The organism is Rhodanobacter glycinis, assembly GCF_900114325.1.
GTDB lineage: Bacteria > Pseudomonadota > Gammaproteobacteria > Xanthomonadales > Rhodanobacteraceae > Rhodanobacter_A > Rhodanobacter_A glycinis.
Genome location: NZ_FOSR01000010.1, coordinates 110,228 through 131,117, shown reverse-complemented (window position 1 = coordinate 131,117; position 20,890 = coordinate 110,228). Strand labels below are relative to the sequence as shown.

16 protein-coding genes are annotated in these 20,890 nt (G+C 65.8%); 9 read left to right on the top strand and 7 right to left on the bottom strand.

What is annotated here, in order from left to right:
• Positions 1-130 precede the first annotated feature (130 nt).
• The 4 genes from BMY90_RS12110 to BMY90_RS12095 all read left to right on the top strand — a co-directional run bounded on the left by BMY90_RS12110 (position 131) and on the right by BMY90_RS12095 (position 4,644).
• Entirely contained in the window at positions 131-943 is an 813-nt protein-coding gene (locus BMY90_RS12110) for a phytanoyl-CoA dioxygenase family protein (RefSeq protein ID WP_092704231.1), read from the top strand.
• Positions 940-2,064, top strand: coding sequence for a zinc-binding dehydrogenase (locus tag BMY90_RS12105; protein WP_092704229.1), 1,125 nt, complete (start codon positions 940-942; stop codon positions 2,062-2,064). Before BMY90_RS12110 ends, BMY90_RS12105 begins: the two co-directional genes overlap by 4 nt.
• A 148-nt stretch (positions 2,065-2,212) precedes the next feature.
• Positions 2,213-3,037 carry an alpha/beta hydrolase gene (locus BMY90_RS12100; RefSeq protein WP_092704227.1) on the top strand — a complete coding sequence of 275 codons (825 nt, stop codon included), beginning with the start codon at positions 2,213-2,215 and terminating at the stop codon, positions 3,035-3,037.
• A complete protein-coding gene (locus BMY90_RS12095; RefSeq protein ID WP_092704225.1) occupies positions 3,034-4,644 on the top strand; it encodes an alpha-amylase family glycosyl hydrolase in 1,611 nt (536 codons plus the stop codon). The genes BMY90_RS12100 and BMY90_RS12095 overlap by 4 nt, the downstream gene beginning before the upstream one ends.
• A 122-nt stretch (positions 4,645-4,766) precedes the next feature.
• Here the strand turns inward: BMY90_RS12095 and BMY90_RS12090 are convergent, their stop codons facing one another.
• Together BMY90_RS12090 and BMY90_RS12085 are read right to left on the bottom strand one after the other, a co-directional pair.
• The gene (locus BMY90_RS12090) at positions 4,767-5,084 is read right to left on the bottom strand and encodes a hypothetical protein (RefSeq protein WP_008213426.1); all 318 of its coding nucleotides are present in this window, start codon (positions 5,082-5,084) and stop codon (positions 4,767-4,769) included.
• Positions 5,085-5,109: 25 nt separating this feature from the next.
• A complete protein-coding gene (locus BMY90_RS12085; RefSeq protein WP_092704223.1) occupies positions 5,110-6,474 on the bottom strand; it encodes a tryptophan--tRNA ligase in 1,365 nt (454 codons plus the stop codon).
• A 217-nt stretch (positions 6,475-6,691) separates the two neighbouring features.
• Between BMY90_RS12085 and BMY90_RS12080 the strand changes: the two genes are divergently transcribed.
• On the top strand, positions 6,692-7,021 hold the full coding sequence (locus tag BMY90_RS12080; RefSeq protein ID WP_008208814.1) for a YegP family protein: 330 nt from the start codon (positions 6,692-6,694) through the stop codon (positions 7,019-7,021).
• Positions 7,022-7,070: 49 nt separating this feature from the next.
• On the opposite strand, the gene BMY90_RS12075 is transcribed toward BMY90_RS12080, so the two are convergent.
• The 3 genes from BMY90_RS12075 to BMY90_RS12065 form a co-directional block, all read right to left on the bottom strand.
• Complete coding sequence (locus tag BMY90_RS12075) at positions 7,071-8,573, bottom strand: peptide MFS transporter (protein WP_092704221.1); 1,503 nt, start codon at positions 8,571-8,573, stop codon at positions 7,071-7,073.
• Positions 8,574-8,728: 155 nt separating this feature from the next.
• Positions 8,729-10,210 carry a peptide MFS transporter gene (locus BMY90_RS12070; RefSeq protein ID WP_092704219.1) on the bottom strand — a complete coding sequence of 494 codons (1,482 nt, stop codon included), beginning with the start codon at positions 10,208-10,210 and terminating at the stop codon, positions 8,729-8,731.
• A gap of 202 nt (positions 10,211-10,412) precedes the next feature.
• Positions 10,413-11,264, bottom strand: coding sequence for a tryptophan 2,3-dioxygenase (locus BMY90_RS12065; protein ID WP_092704288.1), 852 nt, complete (start codon positions 11,262-11,264; stop codon positions 10,413-10,415).
• A gap of 205 nt (positions 11,265-11,469) precedes the next feature.
• On the opposite strand from BMY90_RS12065, the gene pdhA reads away from it, so the two are divergent.
• From pdhA to BMY90_RS12045, 4 genes are all read left to right on the top strand, one after another.
• Complete coding sequence (gene pdhA, locus BMY90_RS12060; RefSeq protein WP_092704217.1) at positions 11,470-12,555, top strand: pyruvate dehydrogenase (acetyl-transferring) E1 component subunit alpha; 1,086 nt, start codon at positions 11,470-11,472, stop codon at positions 12,553-12,555.
• 3 nt (positions 12,556-12,558) lie between these two features.
• Positions 12,559-13,539 carry an alpha-ketoacid dehydrogenase subunit beta gene (locus tag BMY90_RS12055; RefSeq protein WP_008208801.1) on the top strand — a complete coding sequence of 327 codons (981 nt, stop codon included), beginning with the start codon at positions 12,559-12,561 and terminating at the stop codon, positions 13,537-13,539.
• Positions 13,540-13,691: 152 nt separating this feature from the next.
• Entirely contained in the window at positions 13,692-15,041 is a 1,350-nt protein-coding gene (locus BMY90_RS12050) for a dihydrolipoamide acetyltransferase family protein (protein WP_092704215.1), read from the top strand.
• A 251-nt stretch (positions 15,042-15,292) separates the two neighbouring features.
• Positions 15,293-15,676: a VOC family protein gene (locus BMY90_RS12045; RefSeq protein WP_092704213.1), complete on the top strand. Its 384-nt coding sequence runs from the start codon at positions 15,293-15,295 to the stop codon at positions 15,674-15,676.
• A 367-nt stretch (positions 15,677-16,043) separates the two neighbouring features.
• Here the strand turns inward: BMY90_RS12045 and BMY90_RS12040 are convergent, their stop codons facing one another.
• Together BMY90_RS12040 and BMY90_RS12035 are read right to left on the bottom strand one after the other, a co-directional pair.
• On the bottom strand, positions 16,044-16,871 hold the full coding sequence (locus BMY90_RS12040) for an OmpA family protein (RefSeq protein WP_092704211.1): 828 nt from the start codon (positions 16,869-16,871) through the stop codon (positions 16,044-16,046).
• Positions 16,872-16,927: 56 nt separating this feature from the next.
• Entirely contained in the window at positions 16,928-20,890 is a 3,963-nt protein-coding gene (locus BMY90_RS12035) for a YadA family autotransporter adhesin (protein WP_425438661.1), read from the bottom strand.

Here is a 20,890-nt window from a genome sequence, read left to right as displayed (position 1 = left end):
GACAGGTCATGAATCCGACAGTTTCGGCGCGTCATTCGACACGTCCCGCCGATGTTTGCGAACGCCGCCGTTCCTACGATAAGTCCATCGCGCAGCAGCCACCGCGCATGCTCATGACAGGAACCACGACATGACGATCGATCTCGACCGACCTTATCCGCTGTCGCCGCAGCAGATCGCCGATTACCGGCGCGACGGCTTCATCAAGCTCAAGGACGTGTTCAACGCCGACGAGCTGCATCACTACGGCGAGGAGATCACCCGCCTCACCATCGCGCTGAACACGCAGACGCTGCCGCTGGAACAGCGCAGCACGTACGATCGCGCCTTCCTGCAGGTGATGAACCTGTGGGAAGAAAGCGACACCGTGCGCGAGTTCGTGTTCGGCAAGCGCCTCGCCGGGCTCGCCGCGGCGCTCATGCAAGTGGACGGCGTGCGGCTGTACCACGACCAGTCGCTGTACAAGGAACCGGCTGGCGGCATCACACCGGCCCACGCCGACCAGTATTACTGGCCGGTGGCCAGCGATCGCACCATCACCGCGTGGGTGCCGCTGCAGGCGGTGCCGCAGGACATGGGGCCACTGGCGTTTTTCGCCGGCAGCCAGCACGTGGAATTCGGCCGCGACCTGGGCATTTCCGACGAGAGCGAACGCGCGATCACCGCGAACATGGAAGCGCACGGCTTCCGCGTGGTGGACGAACCGTTCGCGCTGGGCGAGGTGAGTTTCCATTCGGGCTGGACCTTCCATCGCGCCGGCCCCAACCGCTCCGCACAGCCGCGCGCGGTGATGACGGTGATCTACATGGATCGCGACATGCGCCTGAAGGCACCGGACAACCACATGCAGCAGGCTGACTGGGAACGCTGGTGCCCCGGCGCGGAAGTGGATGCGGTGATCGATACGCCCAAAAACCCGGTGCTGTTCGAGTTCTCGACATGACGCCTGATGTCGTCCGCGGCCCGGCGATCATCGCCGACGGCCAGGGCCGCTTCGGCATCGAGACGATCGAGGTCGACCCGCCGGGCCCGGGCGAGGTGCGCGTGCTGATCAGCGCCGCCGGCGTCTGCCATACCGACCATGCCTCGCTGCGCTGGCCCGGCCCGCTGGTGCTGGGCCACGAGGGCGCGGGTTACGTGGAAGCCCTCGGCGACGGCGTGGAAGGGCTGCAGATCGCGCAGCCCGTGCTGCTGAACTGGGCGATCCCCTGCGGCACCTGCCCGCAATGCGCACGCGGCGCCGCCTCGCTGTGCGAACGCACCCACGAACTCGACGTGGCACGCCTCGGCACCAGCCGCGCCCACCCCGGCAGCACGCGCTGGCGCGGGCAGCCGATCGAACGCTCCTTCCACCTCGGCACCTTCTCGCGCTATGCGCTGGTACGCGCCGAGGCGGTGACGCCGTTGCCGCCCAGCCTGTCCGTGGATATCGCCTGCATCCTGGGCTGCGCGGTGATGACTGGCGTGGGTTCGGCCGTGAACGTGGCGGCCGTCGCACCCGGCGATTCGGTGGTCGTGCTCGGCTGCGGCGGCGTGGGCCTCAATGTGATCCAGGGCGCGCGGATCGCCGGTGCGCGCACCATCATCGCGATCGACCGCGTACCGGCACGCCTCGACCGCGCACGCGAACTCGGCGCCAGCCACACCATGCTGGCAGGCGATGGCGATGGCGACACCAGGCACGCCCAGCTCGTCACCGATGTGCGCACGCTCACCGACGGCCGCGGCGTGGACCACGCCTTCGAGGCCACCGGCCTGCCCGCGCTCGCCTTCCTGCCGCTGCAACTCGCGCGCAACGGCGGCAACGCCTTGCAGGTGAGCGGCGCGCACGGCCCGGCCACGCTGCAGCTCACCGACCTGTTCTGGAACAAGCGCTACCTCGCGCCACTGTACGGCGGCTGCGTTCCCTCGCGCGACTTCCCGCGCCTGTTCGACTGGGTCGCACAAGGCAGGCTCGAACTCGCCGGACTGATCAGCCATCGCTATCCGATGGAAGCGCTGGATGAAGCCTTCGACGACATGCTGGAGGGACGCAGCAGCAAGGGCGTGTTGCGCATCGCATGAACGAATCCGGAGCCATGTCCAGCATCCACGCATCTCTCCGAATCCGGGTAGGAGCGCACCCTGTGCGCGAATGCTCTTGGCCGGGCACCGTGAAAAACCTCTCGCGCACAGGCTGCGCTACTGTGAAAGCAGGTCAGGTGAGGCGCCCATGAGCGAGGACACCTTCCGCACGCTCGAGTCATCCGATCCATCCATCGCGCCGGACGGACTCCGCTTCGCCACCGTCAAGAGCAAGGCGCTGGGACGACGGGCCGATGTCACCCTGTTCGTGCCGCCTGCGGCGCGCGGCGTGGTCGACGTGCCGATCGTGGTGCTGCTGCACGGCGTTTACGGCTCGCACTGGGCGTGGGCGTTGAAGGGTGCGGCACATCTCACCACCGCGCGCCTGATCGACGAAGGTGCGCTGCCACCGGTCGCGTTGCTGATGCCCTCGGATGGCTTGTCGGGCGACGGCGCAGGCTATGTCGCCCACACGGATGAAGACAGCGAACGCTGGATCATCGACGAAGTGCCCGCGCTCGCACGCGAGGTGATCGATGGCTGCACTTCGCGCTCGCCGCTGCTGCTGGCGGGCCTGAGCATGGGCGGCTTCGGTGCGCTGCGACTGGCCGGCAAGTATCCACGGCGCCTCACCGCCGCCGCCGCACTATCGGCGGTGACCCGCGCCGGGCAATTCGACGCCTTGATCGAGGAACGTCGCGACGGCTGGAGCGCGGCGCCCGCGGATCGCAGCGTGCTGGCTGCGCTTGCCGGTGCTGCCGACACACTGCCACCGCTGCGCATCGACTGCGGCCTCGACGACCCCTACCTGGAAAGCAACCGCGAACTGCACGCCGCACTGCAACGTGCCGGCATCGCGCACCATTACGCCGAGAGCGCCGGTGGCCACGACTGGCGCTACTGGACGACCACGTTGGAAAGCACGCTACGCTTCTTTGGCGATGTGCTGCACGCCACGGAGGACGACGCATGAACCTCGCACGACCGCTGCTCACCCTGCTCGCCGCCAGCCTGCTGGCCATGACCGCGATGCCTGCGCCCGCCGCATCGCAAACAACCACTGCACCGCCGCCAGCAACCCGGGCCGGCAGCCAGGTGCTCTACCAGATCTTCTTCCGCAGCTTCCGCGACTCCAACGGCGACCGCATCGGCGACCTCGAGGGGCTGACCTCCAAACTCGGCTACATCAAGCATCTCGGCGCCACCACAATCCTGCTCACGCCACTGCAGCCCTCGCCGTACTACCACAATTATTTCGCCACCGCGTTCAAGGCCATCGACCCGGCCTACGGCACCATGGCGGACTACTTCGCCTTCATCCGCGCCGCCCACGCGCAAGGCCTGAAGGTGTATCTGGATGAGGAATTCCAGTACGTCGCCGAAGGCAATCCATGGTGGCGCACCTCGATCTGCAAACCCCACGCGAAGTACGCCGACTACCTGCTGTGGAAAGACGCCAGTCACTGCGTCGCCGAGCCCTTCATGGGCCGCGCAAAATGGCTGAGCTACACCGGCAAGTCCTACGGCATCGCCATGGTCAACCTCAATAACCCGGCGGTGAAGGCGTATTTCCAGAAGCTGCTGCTGTTCTGGGCCGACCCGCACGGGGACGGCAGCGGCCGCGACGGCGTGGACGGTTTTCGCCTCGACCACATGATGGACGATCTCGATCACAAGGGGCTGGACAAGGACCTGTTCGCGCACTTCTGGGCACCGATCATCCACGCCCTGAAAGCACGCCGCGCGGATCTCGGCATCCTCGCCGAGCAGGCCGATTGGGGTTACGGCACGAAGTGGCTGACGCAAGGCCATGTCGACATGGTGTTCGCCTTCCCATTGCGCGGCGCGCTGCTTTCGCTCGACAAGCAGGCCATCGTCAAGGCCATCCGCGCCACCGATGCCGCCACGCCAGCGGGCAAACGTCAGGTGATCTTCCTGGAAAACCACGACGTCGACCGCTCCATGTCGATCTTCCACGACGACCAGGCCAAGGCGCGCGCTGCCGCCGCGATCGAGCTGATGCTCAAGGGCGACTCGCTGATCTATTACGGGCAGGAACTGGGCATGCGCGGCATGCAGCCGAAGAACTTCGGCAAATCCGGCGGCATCCCGCTGTCCGACGGCATCGGCATTCCCGTGCGCGAAGCGTTCCGCTGGCAGGCAAACCTGCAAGCCCCCGGCTCGGCGATCTGGTACGAAGGCAGCAAGCCGTGGTGGCCGGACCGCTACAACCGCTCGAACGACGGCGTCTCGCTGCAGGAAGAAAAGGCCCGGCCGGATTCGCTCTACCACTGGTACCGCAAGCTGCTGGCATTGCGCCAGGCGCGAGCGGAACTGCGCGAAGGCAGCCAGCGCATCCTGTGCGACGACAACACCACGGTGCTGTGCATCCTGCGCGAAGACGGCTCGCAGCGCACGCTGCTGCTGGTCAATCTGGGCAAGACCGATGCAAAACCACGGCTCGACCCGAAGCTCACCCGCGCCACCACGTGGACGGATCTGCTAGGCAACCACGCCACCACATCGCCCGACGCAACACTGCAGCCCATGCAGGTTCGCATCGTGGGCACGCCGGAGTAAGCCAAGGCCGATATCCCGCCCCGCGTTTATGTAGGAGCGGATTCAGCCGCGATGCCTTTTCACCACCCGTGTCAGAAGCATCGCGGCTGAAGCCGCTCCTGCCCGAGGTTGTGGTGATGTCACTACCGGCGGAACAGCGCGAAGCGCCCGAGCAATCCCAGCGCCAGCACGGCGCTGAAGGCACCGTAGCCGTACAGCGCCGGCAACACCTGCTTCCAGATGCCGCCGCTGACGCGTCCGAATTCGTTCAACTCCGCTACCGGCACGGCTTCGAAACCGAGCGTGGCCATGTGCACGCCCAGCACCGCCGCGAGCAGCAGCACGATGATGTCGAACAGCCGACGCGGCCAGGTGCGCCGCAGGTTTTTCGGATAGCACCAGTACAACCACGCAAAAATCAGCAGCACCGGGGCCAGCAACATCAGGGCGAGATAGCGCATGCGGCGACTCCGTCGTGCGCCCGCGTCAATCTTGCGCGGCGAGCTGGTCCAGCGTGTCACGCAAGCGCTGCAACAGCGCGTCGCGCGCTGCCGCATCGGCCTGCGCCGGCGTGCTGGCCACCACGTTGCCATCCAGGCTCAGGTGGGCGCCCTGCGCGTCCGCAGCCAGCTCGGCGGCCGCGCCACCGAGCGTGCGCAGGCGCTTCTGCAGCATGCCGGCGGCCTTGGGGTCGGCAAACGGCGCCGACAGCAGCAATTCTTCGCCATCCGTTGCGAACAGGCGGAAGCGGAATTGGCCTTCATCGTCGCGGAAACTGGCGAAGCGCGGCTTGCTGTCTTTCGCCGGCGTGGCCTTGGCTGCCTTCTGCGACGGCTGGATGCGCGCCATCGAACGCAGGCCGATCGCCTCGCGCAATTCGGCCAGCAACGGCGTCGCGGTGGCACGCGCCTTTTGCGCGCCTTCATGCAGGATGTCCTCGATCGCGGCCGGCTTGGCGATCAATGCTTCGTACTGCTCGCGCATCGGTGCCACATCGGTTTCGATGCGTTCGAACAGCCGCTGCTTGGCCTCGCCCCAACCGATGCCATCAAGCAGCGACTGGCGAAACGCAGCGGTTTCGTCGGCGCTGGCGAAGGCCTGGTAAATGGTGAACAGCGCGGAATCATCCGGATTCTTCGGCTCGCCGGGTGCGCGCGAATCGGTGACGATGCGCATGATCGTCTCGCGCAAATGCTTGGCGCCACCGGCGAACAGCGGAATGGTGTTGTCGTAGCTCTTGGACATCTTGCGACCGTCCAGCCCCGGCAAGGTGGCCACCTGCTCCTCGATCTGCACTTCGGGCAGCACGAAGAATTCGCGCCCGTAGATGTGGTTGAAGCGCTGCGCGATATCGCGTGCCATCTCGATATGCTGGATCTGGTCGCGCCCCACCGGCACCTTGTGCGCATTGAACGCGAGGATGTCGGCCGCCATCAGCACCGGGTACATGTAGAGCCCCGCAGTGACCCCGGCATCGGAGTCCTCGCCAGCCTCCGTGTTCTTGTCCACCGACGCCTTGTACGCATGCGCGCGATTGAGCAGGCCCTTGGCGGTGACGCAGGTGAGGAACCAGGTGAGCTCGGGAATCTCGGGGATGTCCGACTGGCGGTAGAACGTCACCCGACCCGGATCGAGCCCGGCAGCCAGCCACGTCGCCGCGATCTCCAGCCGCGAACGCTCGATGCGCTCGGGATTGTCGCTCTTGATCAGCGCGTGGTAGTCGGCCATGAAGTAGAACGCGTCGACATCGGCGCGGCGGCTGGCCGCCACCGCCGGACGGATCGCGCCCACGTAGTTGCCCAGATGGGGCGTGCCGGTGGTGGTGATGCCGGTAAGGACTCGAGTCTGCATGCTGCGTTGCGCAAGTAAAAAGCCAGTGTACGACATCCCGCCCGACACCTCGACGGGACCGGCCACGCACGCGTTTGTCAAAAAAATCACGCTCGTGAGTCCAGGTTTCACGAACGATGATTCGTTCCATGCCCCCGCCCGTCATTCCTGCAAGGCAATTGCCGCTGTGCGAATGACGCTGAACCCTGACCCAAGCCAACCCCAGGAGAGCAACGCGATGAGTGGCAAATTCACCCTGTTCACCGGCAAGAACGGCGAGATCTACTTCAACCTCAAGGCCGGCAACGGCGAGATCATCCTCAAGAGCGAAGGCTACCGCGACAAGGGCGGTGCGCAGAACGGCATCGAGTCGGTGCGCAAGAACGCGGCCGATGCCTCCCGCTTCGAGAAGAAGACGTCCGTCAACGGCAAGTTCCACTTCAACCTGAAGGCTGCCAATCACCAAGTGATCGGCAGCAGCGAGATGTACGAAAGCGAGCGATCCCGCGACAACGGCATTGCCTCCGTGATGGCCAACGCACCCGATGCTTCCCTGGTCGAAACATAAGCGTCCACGCTCCAAGGGTTCACGCCGGAAACCGGCGTGAACCGGAGGCTTACTTCACCCCGTGCATCAAGCGGTTCACCAGCGGCGCGATCAGCAGCAGCAACACGCCCGAGCCGGCCAGCACCCAGAAGCTGAAGGTGAAGCCGGACAATGCCGCCGACGCGGTCAGCCCGTGCGCGCCGGTGATGCGGCTGGCGAACAGGCCGGACAGGTTGCCGCCCACCGCCAGCGACAGGAACCAGCCGCCCATCGCCACGCCCACCAGTTTCGGCGGCGCCAGCTTGGTCACCATCGACAGGCCGATCGGCGACAGGCACAGCTCGCCCACCGTCTGCATCACGTAGCACATCACCAGCGGCCAGAACGGGATCAACCCGCTGGCGCCGAGCAGGCGCGACAGCGCATACACCAGGATCGCGAAACCCACCGCGTTGAAGATCAGGCCGAGGCCGAACTTGCGCGGGATCGACGGTTCGCAGTGCCGCTTGCCTAGCCAGCCCCACGTCAGCGCCACCACCGGCGCCAGCACGATGATCGCCAGCGGACTGACCGACTGGAACCAGCCCACCGGGAACACCCAGCCGCCGAACATCGTGCGATCCACCAGGTTTTCGGCAAGGAAATTGAAGGTGGTGCCGAGCTGGTAATAGAACATCCAGAACAGCACGTTGAAAGCGAAGATGATCAGCATCGCCAGCACGCGATGCACCTGCACCCGCCCGTCGCGCAGCGCCTCGGCAATCAGCATGGCGGACACGCCGACGAACAGCAGCCCCAGCAACCACTGCAGCCCGCTCGCACCAACCTTGGCCAGCAGCAGATACACCAGCGGCACCGCCACGAGCGAACCGATCGCCACCCACAGCACGCGCCAGCGGCTGGCCTGCCCCGGCGCCGGTCGTCCCACCGCACCCAACTGGCGCCGGCCGAACCAGAACCAGAACAGGCTGAGCAGCATGCCCACGCCCGCCGCCAGGAACACCAGCTTGTAGTTCTGCTGCATCGAGGTGCCGGTGAATTCCGCCGCCATCCAGCCGGTCAGCAGCGGCGCCACCAGCGCACCGGCATTGATGCCCATGTAGAACAGGGTGAAGCCGCGATCGCGGCGATCATCGCCGCGCGCGTAAAGCTGGCCCACCATCGAGGAAATGTTCGGTTTGAACAGGCCATCGCCCACGATCACCAGCGCCAGCCCCAGCAGCAGCACCGGCTTGGTCGGCACCGCCAGCGCAAACAGGCCCGCTGCCATCACCGCCGCACCGAGCAGGATGGTGCGCTGGTAGCCGATCAGCTTGTCCGCCACCCAGCCGCCGAAGATGCCGGTGCCGTAGATCAGCGCGGTATACGAACCGAAGATCGCGCTGGCCCACGCCTGCCCCGACGCATCGCCGTGATAGAACTGCGCCACGATGTACAGCGCCAGCGCCCAGCTCACGCTGTAGAACGCGAAGCGCTCCCAGAACTCGGTCATGAACAGCATCCACAACGGACGCGGGTGGCCGAGCAGTTGCGGATAGGCTGGTGCGTTGCCAGCAGTCGTGGTGTCGTTCACGCGATCCCCTTCGGATGTTTCGCAAGGCGCAACATGTAGCACAAGAGCAAGGAGTGAGTGGAGGGGAGTGAGGAGTGAGAGAGAGTCAGGACGTCGCATATTGCGGGCTTTGGCCTTCTCTCACTCCTCACTCCTCTCCACTCACTTCCCGTTTTTCAGTGGACGCCATGCATCAGCTTGCGCACCAGTGGCGCCGCCAGCAGGAACACCACCGCCACGCCCAGGCCCCAGACGAATACGTGGCCGTAGACCCTGGCGTACTCGACAATCCCGCCCGATGCGCCGGTCGCCGATGCGTGCGTGGTCAGCGTGGCGATCCAGCCGGCCAGCTGGTAGGCAATGGCCACGCCGAAGAACCAGCCACCCATCGCCAGCGAGGACTCCTCCGGCGCCGCCAGCTGACCGACCAGCGCGTACCCGATCGGCGACAGCGCCAGCTCGCCCAGCGTCTGCAGCAGGTAGCACAGCACCAGCGTCCACCAGCCGATGTGGCCGTCCGCACCCTGCAGGTGATCGATGGCATACACCAGTACGCCGTAGCTCAACGCCACCAGCAAGATGCCGATGCCGAACTTGCGTGGCGTCGACGGATCGCGACCGCGCCGCTCCAGCCACGGCCACAGCATCGCCAGGAACGGCGCGAAGATCAGGATGAACAGCGGATTGGCCGATTGGAACCAGCTGAAATCCCACGGCGCATCCACGTAGTCGCGCGCCAGGAAGTTGAGCGAGGTGACGCCCTGCAGGCTCAACGCCCAGAACACCACCAGTCCCACGAACAGCACCAGCAGCGCCAGGTAGCGCTGGGTCTGCACGCGATCGCGCCGGCGCACGCAGCTGACCACGAAATACAGCACCAGCAGCCCCATCAGCACGTACATCGCCCCGCGCAACACTTCGGGGTAACCGAGCAACAGCGCGGTGGGATACACCAGCACGGCAACCCCCAGCAGTACCCACACGCTGGCCATCGGCCCGTGCAGGTGATCGCCCTTGGGCAGCACCGGGTCCAGCTTGTGCTTGCGCCACTGGAACCAGATTGCGCTCAGCGCCATGCCCGCCGCCGCGGCAACGAAGCCCCAGCGGTAACCGTAGTGGCGCCCGATCCATGACGCGCAAACGATGGGCGCGATGAACGAGCCCACGTTGATGGCCAGGTAATACAGCGTGTAACCGCCATCGCGGCGCGCGTCGTCGGTGGCGTAATTGCGCCCGATCAGCACGGTCAGCGGAATGCTCAGGCCGATCGCCAGCGCGCACAACGCCATGCCAAGCTCGAATCCGAACAGCGTCGGCGAGGCCATCAGCAACAGCGCCAGCACCGCCAACCAGAATGACATCGCCAACGCCCGCGTCTCGCCGAGGACCTTGTCCGCCACATAACCACCGACAATCGGCGTGGCGTACAACAGCGCGAGAAAGCCGCTGCCCAGCAGGTCCGCTTGTCGCTGCGCGGCGGCCGCGCCAAGGCCGGCATAGAAATGCTGCGCAATGTACGGCGCCAGAAAGGCGCGGAATCCGTAAAAGGCAAAATTGAACCAGACGGTGACCCCGAGCAGCATCCACAACTGGCGTGGATGTCCCCAGCGATTGGCACCGAGCTGGCTCGGTGATGCAACGGCTTGCGCCTGGTTCATGCGTGCTTTCCCCGTGGCTCTGCGGTTCTCGGAGCCTGTTCACGTTTTTTCGCCGGACCCTTCATGAAGCCCCGGCAGGAGCGCACCCTGTGCGCGAAAGGCTTTTCGCGAGGCCCGGCCAAGAGCATTCGCGCACAGGGTGCGCTCCTACGGGGCAGGGACACGGGCGCTCGTGCATGGGATCGCCCGCAGCAGCAAAAGTTCACGCCGTGCCAAGCACGGTGCGCACATCCAGCAATTCCGGGAAGAAGGTCAGGTCCAGCGCTTTCTTCAGGAAACCCACGCCGGAGGAACCGCCGGTGCCGCGGCGGTGTCCGATGATCCGCTCCACCGCCTTCATGTGGCGGAAACGCCACAGCTGGAAACTCTCCTCGATATCCACCAGCGTCTCGCACAGATGGAATTCCGCCCAGAACGATTCCGGCGCCTCGTAGATGCGCTTGAACACCGGCAGCAAATCGTCGCGGAATTGCCATGGCTGCGTGACATCACGCTGCAGCAGGTCCGCCGGCACCGCATGTCCGCGCCGCGCCAGCCAGTGCAACGCCTCGTCATACATGCCCGGCGCTTCCAGCGTGGCGCGCAGCCCCGCCTGCGCCACCGGGTCATGCGCGAACACCGGCAGCATGTCGGTGTTCTTGTTGCCGAGCATGAATTCCACCGTGCGGTATTGCACCGACTGGAAGCCCGACGACGGCCCCAGCGCATCGCGGAACGCCAGGTATTCGTGCGGCGTCATCGTCTCCAATACCGCCCACTGCTCGAACAGCTGGCGCTGGATCTGCTTCACCCGCGCCAGCACCTTCAGGGCCGGATTGGCGCGGTCGTCGCGCAGGAACGCCATGGCCGCGCGCAACTCGTGGATCAACAGCTTCAGCCACAGTTCGGCCACGTGGTGCTGCACGATGAACAGCATTTCGTCGTGGTACGGCGGCTGGCTCAACGGCTTCTGCGCGGACAGCAAGGTGTCCAGGTGCAGATAGCCGGCATAGGTCATGCGCCCGTCGAGGCTGCGTTCGATACCCGCCTCAAGGTCGCGCTGGTTGTCCGTCATGGTGATCCGCAAGTCCCCAAAGACGTTCATGGTAACGCCAGTCCGGGCTCGGGCCGTACGCCCCCGCATGCTGCACCATACCTTGCAGCGCAGCATGTGCCCCTGCTATCAATTGCCGTCTTTTCAAGGGATTTTTGCGTGTCTGGCCCCACTGGATGGGCCGCCGCTTCCCGCCCCTACCCCCTCAGTCCACCGGGAGCGAGTCGTGTCCATCGCCGCCAAGTTTGAAATCGAATACCTGCAGTATCTCGATGCCGAAGGCAAGGAAGTCCGCAAGGATCTGCCCGCCTTCGCCAAGGATCTCGACCACATGGTCGAGCTGTACAAGCTGATGTTGTCGACGCGGGTGTTCGACGCCAAGTCGATCGCCTTGCAGCGTACCGGCAAGCTGGGCACCTATGCCAGCTGCCTCGGCCACGAGGCCGCGCATGTCGGCATCGGCAGCGCCATGAAGCCCGAAGACGTGCTGGCGGTCAGCTACCGCGAGTACGGCGCCCAGTTGTACCGCGGCGTGCAGCCGCGCGAGGTCTACATGTACTGGGGCGGCGACGAGCGCGGCAACGATTACCAGAAGGAACCGGCCCGCCACGACTTCGCCTGGTCGGTGCCGATCGCCACGCAGTGCCTGCATGCCGCCGGCTCCGCGATGGCGTTCAAGATCCGCGGCGAGAAGCGCGTGGCCGTGTGCACCATCGGCGACGGCGGCTCGTCCAAGGGCGATTTCTACGGCGCCATCAACGTCGCCGGCGCGCAGAACCTGCCGCTGGTGGCAGTGATCGTCAACAACCAGTGGGCGATCTCGGTGCCGCGCAAGATCCAGTCCGGCGCACCCACGCTGGCGCAGAAGGGCATTGCGGCCGGGCTGTTCTGCATCCAGGTCGACGGCAACGACATCATCGCCGTGCGCAAGGCGATGGAAGACGCGCTGGAGCGCGCTCGCAACGGCGAGGGCGGCAGCGTGATCGAGGCGGTGACCTACCGCCTCGGCGACCACACCACCGCCGACGATGCGCGCCGCTACCGCGGCGAGCAGGAAGTGAAGGACGGTTGGGAACGCGAGCCGATGAAGCGCCTGCGCAACTGGCTGGTGGCCAAGAAAGTGTGGGACGACGCGAAGGAAGAGGCCTGGAAGGCCGAGTGCGACGAGTGGATGGACAACGAGGTGAATGCCTACCTCGAGACGAAGACGCAGCCGGTCACGGCGATGTTCGATTACACCTTCGCCGAAGTCCCCGCCGATCTCGCCAAACAGCGCGACTACGTTCTTTCGCTCGACCAGAAGGCCCACTAAGCCATGGCACAAATCACTCTCATCGAAGCGGTCACCCAGGCGCTCGCCTACGAAATGAAGCACGACGACAGCGTCGTGGTGCTGGGCGAGGACGTCGGCGTCAACGGCGGCGTGTTCCGCGCCACCCAGGGCTTGCAGGAAAAGTACGGCGAGTTGCGTGTCATCGACACGCCGCTGGACGAAACCACCATCGCCGGCCTCACCGTCGGCCTGGCTGTGCAAGGCATGAAGCCCGTCGCCGAAGCCCAGTTCGAGGGCTTCATCTATCCGATGATGGAACAGATCGCCTGCCACGCCGCACGCATGCGCAATCGCACCCGCGGTCGCCTGACCGTGCCGGCCGTGTGGCGCGCCCCGTGGGGCGGCGGCATCCGCGCACCGGAGCATCACTCCGAGGCGAACGAACACCTGTTCACCAACATCCCCGGCCTGCGCGTGGTGCTGCCGTCCTCGCCGGCGCGCGCCTACGGCCTGCTGCTGGCCGCGATCCGCGATCCGGACCCGGTGATCTTCTTCGAGCCCAAGCGCATCTACCGCCAGTACAAGGAAGAAGTGCCGGACGACGGCGAGGCGCTGCCGCTGGACGTGTGCTTCGTGCTGCGCGACGGCACCGACGTGACCCTGGTGACCTGGGGCGCGCAGGTGAAGGAATCGCTGGAAGCCGCCGACGAACTGGCCAAGCAGGGCATCAGCGCCGAAGTGATCGACGTCGCCACGCTCACCCCGCTGGACTTCGACACCATCGCCGAGTCTGTGCAGAAGACCGGCCGCTGCGTGATCGTGCACGAGGCACCCAAGACCGCCGGCTTCGGCGCCGAGATCGCCGCCCGCATCGCCGAGGAATGCCTCTACGACCTGCTCGCCCCGGTCGAGCGCGTCACCGGCCCCGACACGCACATTCCGCTGTTCCGCCTGGAAATGAAGTACCTGCCCAGCGTGGAGCGCATCGTCGACGCGGCGAAGCGCACGCTGGCAGCAAGCTGACGCTCTTGGCTCCTCCCCCTGCGTGCAGGGGGAGGTCGGGAGGGGGTAAAGCTCTTGATCTGACGTCCGTAACCCAAGAGCACCCCGCCCCAACCCTCCCCTGCCAGCAGGGGAGGGAGCAAATCGGAAAACTCATACCTGGAAATCCGCTCATGGCTGATATCAAGACATTCCACCTGCCCGACCTCGGCGAAGGCCTGCCCGACGCCACCGTCGTCGAATGGCATGTGAAGGAAGGCGACACCATCAAGCTCGACGCCCCGCTGGTGTCGATGGAAACCGCCAAGGCGGTGGTCGACGTGCCCTCGCCCTACTCCGGCACGGTGAAGAAACTGCACGGCGCCACCGGCGACGTGATCGAAACCGGCGCCGCGCTGGCCGAATTCGAACTGGACCCGAACGCGAAGCAGCGTGCCGAGGCCGAATCCACCGGCCACCACCACGGCCCGAAGAAGACCGAAGCTGCCGCACCGGCACCAGCCCCGGAGCCCGCCACCACCGCCGTGCGCGAAGACGAAGGCACCGTGGTCGGCGCGATGGTCAGCGGCAACACCGTGCACGTCGAACAGGCCGCCAGCGTGGGCGGCGTCAAGGCCGTGCCCGCCGTGCGTGCCATGGCGAAGAAGCTCAAGGTCGACCTCGCCCGCGTGCGCCCCAGCGGCGCCGACGGCGTGGTCACCATGAAGGACGTGAAGGACGCCGCCGCCAATGGCAGTGCCGTGCTGGGCGCCGCCCCGGCCCGTGCCGTGCCCGCCTCGGCCGGTCGCCACCTGGCGCCGGAACTGCCGCAGCCCGAGCCGCAGCGCAGCCCGGTCTCGCTGGCCGGCAAGCCCGTGCGCACCGCGCCGCCGTCGGTCACCGCCAGCGGCCAGCCGGAGCAGCTCAAGGGCGTGCGTCGCAACATGGCCCGCGTGATGGCCGATGCCCACGCCCAGGTCGTGCCGACCACCCTGGTCGACGACGCCGATCTGCACGCCTGGATCGGCAAGCAGGACATCACCGCGCGCCTGATCCGCGCCATCGTCGCCGCCTGCAAGGCAGTGCCGGCGCTGAACGCGTGGTTCGACGGCAAGAACCTCAGCCGCACGATGCATCCGCAGGTCGACATCGGCATCGCCGTGGACACCGACGACGGCCTGTTCGTGCCGGCGCTGCGCAACGCCGACGTGCTCGATGCCGCCGGCATCCGCGCCGCGATCAAGCGCCTGCGCACGCAGGTAGAAGACCGCACGATTCCGGCCTCGGAACTGTCCGGCTACACCATCAGCCTGAGCAACTTCGGCATGTTCGCCGGTCGCTACGCCACGCCCGTGGTGGTGCCGCCGACCGTCGCCATCATCGGCGCCGGCAAGCTCAGCCACGACGTGGTGGCGGTGATGGGTGGCATCGAAGTGCATCGCCGCATGCCGATCAGCCTGACCTTCGACCATCGCGCCGCCACCGGCGGCGAAGCCGCGCGCTTCCTCAAGGCGTTGCTGGACGACTTGTCGATGCCGAACTGAGCCAACCGCTCGTCATCGCACACGAAACGGGGCGCCATCGGGCGCCCCGTTTTCGTTTGCCCCGCCCGCGTCCTTCCTGTCGCAGGAGCGCACCCTGTGCGCGATGGCTGTTGATCCCTGTCGCTGCCAGAGCATCGCGCACAGGGTGCGCTCCTACAGTGATAGCCACCCTGGTGCGGGCGGCCACACTGCATGTTCCTTCACGGCGACAGCGCGAGAATCACGGCCAGCTTCCCCGGGTAGAAAATCCCATGCATCACAGCCGACTCTGCGCTCTTGTTCTCGACAGCCAAGTGGATGATCTCGTCAAAGGCGTACGCTTCTGGAGCGCCGCGCTGGGCAAGGACGTCATCACGCTCGACCAGGATGGCGACGGTCGCTACGCCGAACTGAAAACCGACGACGACGAACCGATCATCCTGCTGCAGAAAGTGGATCACGAAAGCCGCGTGCACCTGGACATCGAAACCGACGACATCGATGCCGAAGCCAGCCGACTGGAAGCCCTCGGCGCAAAACGCATCGCCTTCGTTCGTCATCGCTGGTGGGTAATGGAGGCGCCGACCGGCCATCGCTTCTGCGTGGTTCGCAAGCAGCGCGCCGCGTTCGGCCCTCACCTCAATCGCTGGGACTGAGCAACGGCAAGCCCAGGCAGAAGCGGTTTGCAGGAGCCGGCTCGCGGGCGATGCCTTTGCTTTTCGGACATCGAAACAAAGGCATCGCGACTGAAGCCGCTCCTGCGTGCCGCCCTCACAGGGTGCAAACTGAACACCCGTTCACGATTCCCCCACGAAATTCCTGCAACTATTCACTCGTATGTCACGCGGAAGGCTGGTTTGGCCTGGTACGCCGTGGAAGCATGGACGAGTCCTGCGGTGAATCTGCCCTGATCGGCACCGTGGGAGCGTGGCTACAGGGGGTGGAGCGCGACGCGTACGACACGAATTGCTTGGTCCTTGTGTCGCCCACGGTGCCGATCAGGGCAGATTCAACCGCTATCGATCAGTGCGCCGGTTTGGCAATACCGGACAATTCCACCCGGCGGTTCGGTGCCAGGCACGCGATCAGTTTCGCCCGCGCCTGTTTCGGACACTGCACTACCGGATCCGCCTTGCCACGCCCTTCCACCTGGATCGCATCCGCGGGCACACCGCCCTGCACCAGGTAATCACGCACAGCCTCGGCACGCTTCTTCGACAGCTTCATGTTGTAGCTGTCGCTGCCGATGCGGTCGGTGTAACCCACCACATCGATGTTCTCCACCGCACTGGCCGAACGCACCTGTTGCAGCAGGGCATCAAGCTGCTGATGCCCCTGATCCGTCAGCTTCGCGCTGTCGAAACCGAACATGGCATCCGACGACAGTCGGATCGGTTGGGCCGGCATCACCACCGGTGCGGGCTTGGGTGCCGCATGGTGCATTTCCAGCACGGCCTTGCACGCCTCCGGCTTCCAGTAGAACTGCTCAGCCAGATCCTGCTTGTTGAAGATGATCTGGTACTGGCAGCTGAAGTAGTCGCCACTGCCGTCGGACTTGCGGAAGTTGAAGATGTAGTTCCACTTGCGCACGCCGATCACGCCCTCGTCGAAACGCGGGTGGCCGATCAATGCGTAGAGCTGCTTCTTCGTCATGCCCGGAGAAACCTTGCGCAGGTTCTCCAGGTTGACGAACAGCCCTTCCGGCACCGAGGAATGCGACGGATTGGGAAACGAGACGCCCTGGGCATTGTCGGACGCCTTGCTGCCCGTCGTGCTGCAACCTGCCGCGAGCATGGCCCCGGCGAGCAACGCCGGCCACACCGCCCATTTGTACTGATTCACCTTGCGCATGATGACACCCCCTTGATCGTTGTCCTGGAATCGATATGTCGGTACATCGTGCGGCCTTACCACTGCATGCCCGCACCGATCGAGACACCCGCGTCGCCACGCGTGTCGGCCGAACCGGCCAGCTTGTAGACCCAGCGCCCACCTTCCGAAATGGTGGAAACGCCGACGGCGATACTGGATTCGCCGCGGAACGAGCCGGCGGCGATCGCCGCCATGCTCCGACCCGGCTCGTAAGCCTGCGGCAGACCCGCGGTAGCCATCGCGGCAGCCACGCCGGCATCGGCGCGATGCCCCACCTTCTGGATCTGGCCATTGATCTGGTCAAACCGCTGGTCGGTGTAGGTCTTCGACCAATCCATCGCCTGCTGCACCTGGCCCACGTTCGCCGCATCGGTGGGCGCAGTACCTGCCGCCACGTTGTGGACGGTGGTGTCACCGGTACCGCCGTTGCCCAGGGTCACGCTGCCGTAGTTGATGCTGCCGTCGGTGTTGGTGTCGTAACGCACGTTGCCCTTGGTGGTGGTGCTGATCGCCGAATCCAGCTGGCCCACGTTCACTGCATCAGTCTTCGCCGTACCCGCCGCCACGTTGGTGACCTGCCGCTCGTTGCCGGCACTGCCCACCGAGACCGTGTTGGCGCGGTCGGCCACCGAGCCGGCACCGATCGCCACCGAGTTGTCGGCCGAGGCATTCGCACCGTTGCCCATCGCCACGCTGTCCTTGCCACCGGACGTGGCGGAGGGCCCGATCGCGATGCTGTCGCTGCCGGTGGCCTTGGAGTCGGGACCGGTGGAGTTCACGTTGAAGTACTTCACGCTGCCCGTGCCGGGATGGATGTTCTGGATATCGTTGTACAGGCTGAGGTTGCTGTACTGGTTGGTGGTGTCCTGGGTCCAGTGCCACAGCTGCGAGCCATTCACGGCATCGGTGCTGGTGGCACTTTCCGCACCCGCGGCCAGGTTGGTGATGAGCACTTGCGAACCCGTGCCGTTGCCGGTCAGCGTGATCGTGTTGGTCGGATCACCGCTGGTATCGGCGTCATACTTCACCGCCAGCTTGTCGGTGCTGTTGGCCTTGTTGTCCACCGCCTCCAGCTGGGCCACGTTCACCGCATCGCTGGCGGCCGAGCCGGCGGCCACGCCGGTAATCTGGCGGTTGCCCACGTTCACTTCGCCCGCCGACGTCTGCGGTGCGGTCAGCCCGTAGGCCGTGTAAGCACTCAGCGCACCAATCACGGCGGAGGAGCCGGCACCCAGCGCAATGCTGTTGGCCATGCTGGCCGTGGCACCCGCACCGAAGGCCATCGCGTTGGCGGCGGAAGCGTTCGCGCTGTCGCCCAATGCAATGGCGCTGGCGCCATTGGCGATGGAAGTCGAACCCATCGCAATCGCACCTTGGCCAGTGGCCGCGTTGTTGTAACCCAGTGCGACCGCACCCTGGCCCGTGGCCGTGTTCGGATCGCCCATCGCCACCGCACCGTCGCCATCGGCGGTGTTGCCGTTGCCGATCGATACGGCGCTGCCGTTCTGCGCCACCGCACCGGTGCCGATCGCCACCGCGTTGGCCGAACTGGCCGTGGCGCCGTTGCCCATCGCCATGCTGCTGGCGCCGGAAGCCACGGAAGACGGTCCGACGGCCACGCTGTCGGTACCCTTGGCGTTCGCGGCAGGCCCCGAGGAGTTGGCCTGGAAATACTTGCTGCCAACGTCGTTGATGTTCTTGATCCGGTCGTTGATCGTGTTCACCGAGTTGTCGACCGCGGCAAACGCATCCGTCACATTGTTGTAGCTGCCCTTGGTGGTGCTGCCATCAATCGCCACCGAGGTGATCGAGAACGTCGGTGCCGTCCAGGTGTTCGTGGTCGGATCGAAGTGGGTGGTGCCGCCCATGTACTTCACCAGCGACGCGTTGGTGGCGAACAGCTGGCTGCCATTCACCGCGTCGGTGCTGGTGGCGCTCAAGGCACCCTGATGCAGGTTGGTGATGGTGGTGCCGCCGGTAACGCCGCCATCGGTGCTGGCCGGACCGGCCAGGGTCACCAGCGTATGACTGGTGCTGTCGTACTGCACCGAGTTGTCGGCCGTGGCTGCCACGCCCTTCAACTGCGCCACGTTCACCGCGTCGGTATCGGCACTGCCGGCCGCCACGTTGGTGATCTGGCGTTCCGCGCCCGGTGAACCGATCGACACCTCGCCGACCGAAGTCTGCGGTGCCGCCAGCCCGTAGGCGGTGTAGTTCATCTGCTCGCCGCGCGAGGCATTCGAATTGAAGCCAAGCGCCACGCTGTTCGCCACGCTGGAAGTGGCTCCCGCGCCGATGATGGTCTGCGCGTTGGCGGTACCCGAGGCGCCATCGCCGATCACCACCGAGTGGCCCAGGCGTGCGGCATAGTCCGCCGTCGGCACGCCGGTGGGATTGTTCGGATCGTTGGTGCCATTGCCCGGGAACGCCTGGCTGGCATCCACCGTGGGCAGCGTATGGCTGGCATTGGTGCCGATCACGACCTCTTCCGAACCGTTGGCCGAGGCGCCATCGCCTACCAGCACCTGGTTGTCCTGCGCCGCATTCACCGCCCAGCACGATTCCTTCAGCACGCCGAGCACGTTGAGGCAGGTGGAAGCCCATGCAGGGGCATTCTTCGGCAACACCAGGCCAAGCAGACCGCCCGCCGCGCCATTGTTGATATTGGAAATGTAGTTGCCGGAAGTCACGCCACCGATCAGGGTGAGGTGCGAGTTGCTGCCCGTGCCACCCAGCGTGGTACCACCCACCGTGGTCAACACGGTGCCTACCGGCGTGGAATTCACCACCGGCAGGCCGAGCAGGTTCAGCGTCGAATAACCCTGGCTGAAGTTGGCATTGCTCACCTTCAGGCTGCCATTGGTGATGTAGCCGCTCGGGTTCGAATTGTTGAATATCGAGCTCTCGGTGGAACCGAGCAGCTGCGTTGCCGTACCGACCACGCCACCGTTGCCGATGATCAGGCCCGTGGGCGTCGCACTCGGCGGCGGCACCACCGGGACGGCCGCCGGCGAAGCCGAGGCCATGGCCACATTGTTGGGTGCCATCGCGGCACTGCTGATCGGCGCGGCGCCGGATGAAGTCATCGGCAACAGGCCACCACTACCCGAGGTTACCGAACCCAGTGCGCCACCCAGTTGCGACACCACCGGGCCCACCACCGGAACCTGCGAAGTGGCATCCGTCACCGTACCCACCACGTTGCCAAGCAGGCCCGTGGCGTCGCCACTGCCCGAGGTCACCGAAGTCAGCGCATCACCCACCTGCGCCACCACCGGACCGACCACCGGAACCTGTGCAGCAGCACCCGTCACGGTACCGACCACACTGCCAAGCGTACCGGTGAGATCACCGCCGCCCGATGTCGCCGATCCCAGCGCGCCAGCGACCTGCCCCACCACCGGGCCGACCACCGGAACCTTCGACGTGGCACCGGCAACCGTACCCACCACGTGACCAAGCGTGCCGGTGAGATCACCACCGCCCGATGTCGCCGATGCCAATGCACCGCCGACCTGGCCCACCACCGGACCCACCACCGGAACCTTCGACGTGGCACCCACCACGCCACCCACAACCTTGCCCACGACACCCGTGAGACCGCCGCCAAGGCCGCCATTTCCGCCGCTGCCGTTGCCGATCTGCGCAGTCGTCTCCTGCAGGGTCTGACCCACCTTGGCCACCACCGGACCAACGCCCGGCTGCTGTGCCAGCGAATTCACCACGCCACCGACCACCTGGCCCAACTGGCCTTGCAGGCCGCTACCGAGGTCGCCACCCGAAGTCACCGTCTTCAGCGCCTGACCGACGCTGGCCACGGTATCGCCAAGCAGCGGCAACTTCGCGCCGTTGTTGACCACGCCGCCCACCACATGACCGAGCGTCGTGCCGAGATCGTTCTGGCCGGAAGTCACCGAGCCAAGGGCACCCGTGACCTGACCTACCACCGGACCCACCACCGGAATCTGCGAGGTCGCACCCGTCACCGTGCCGACCAC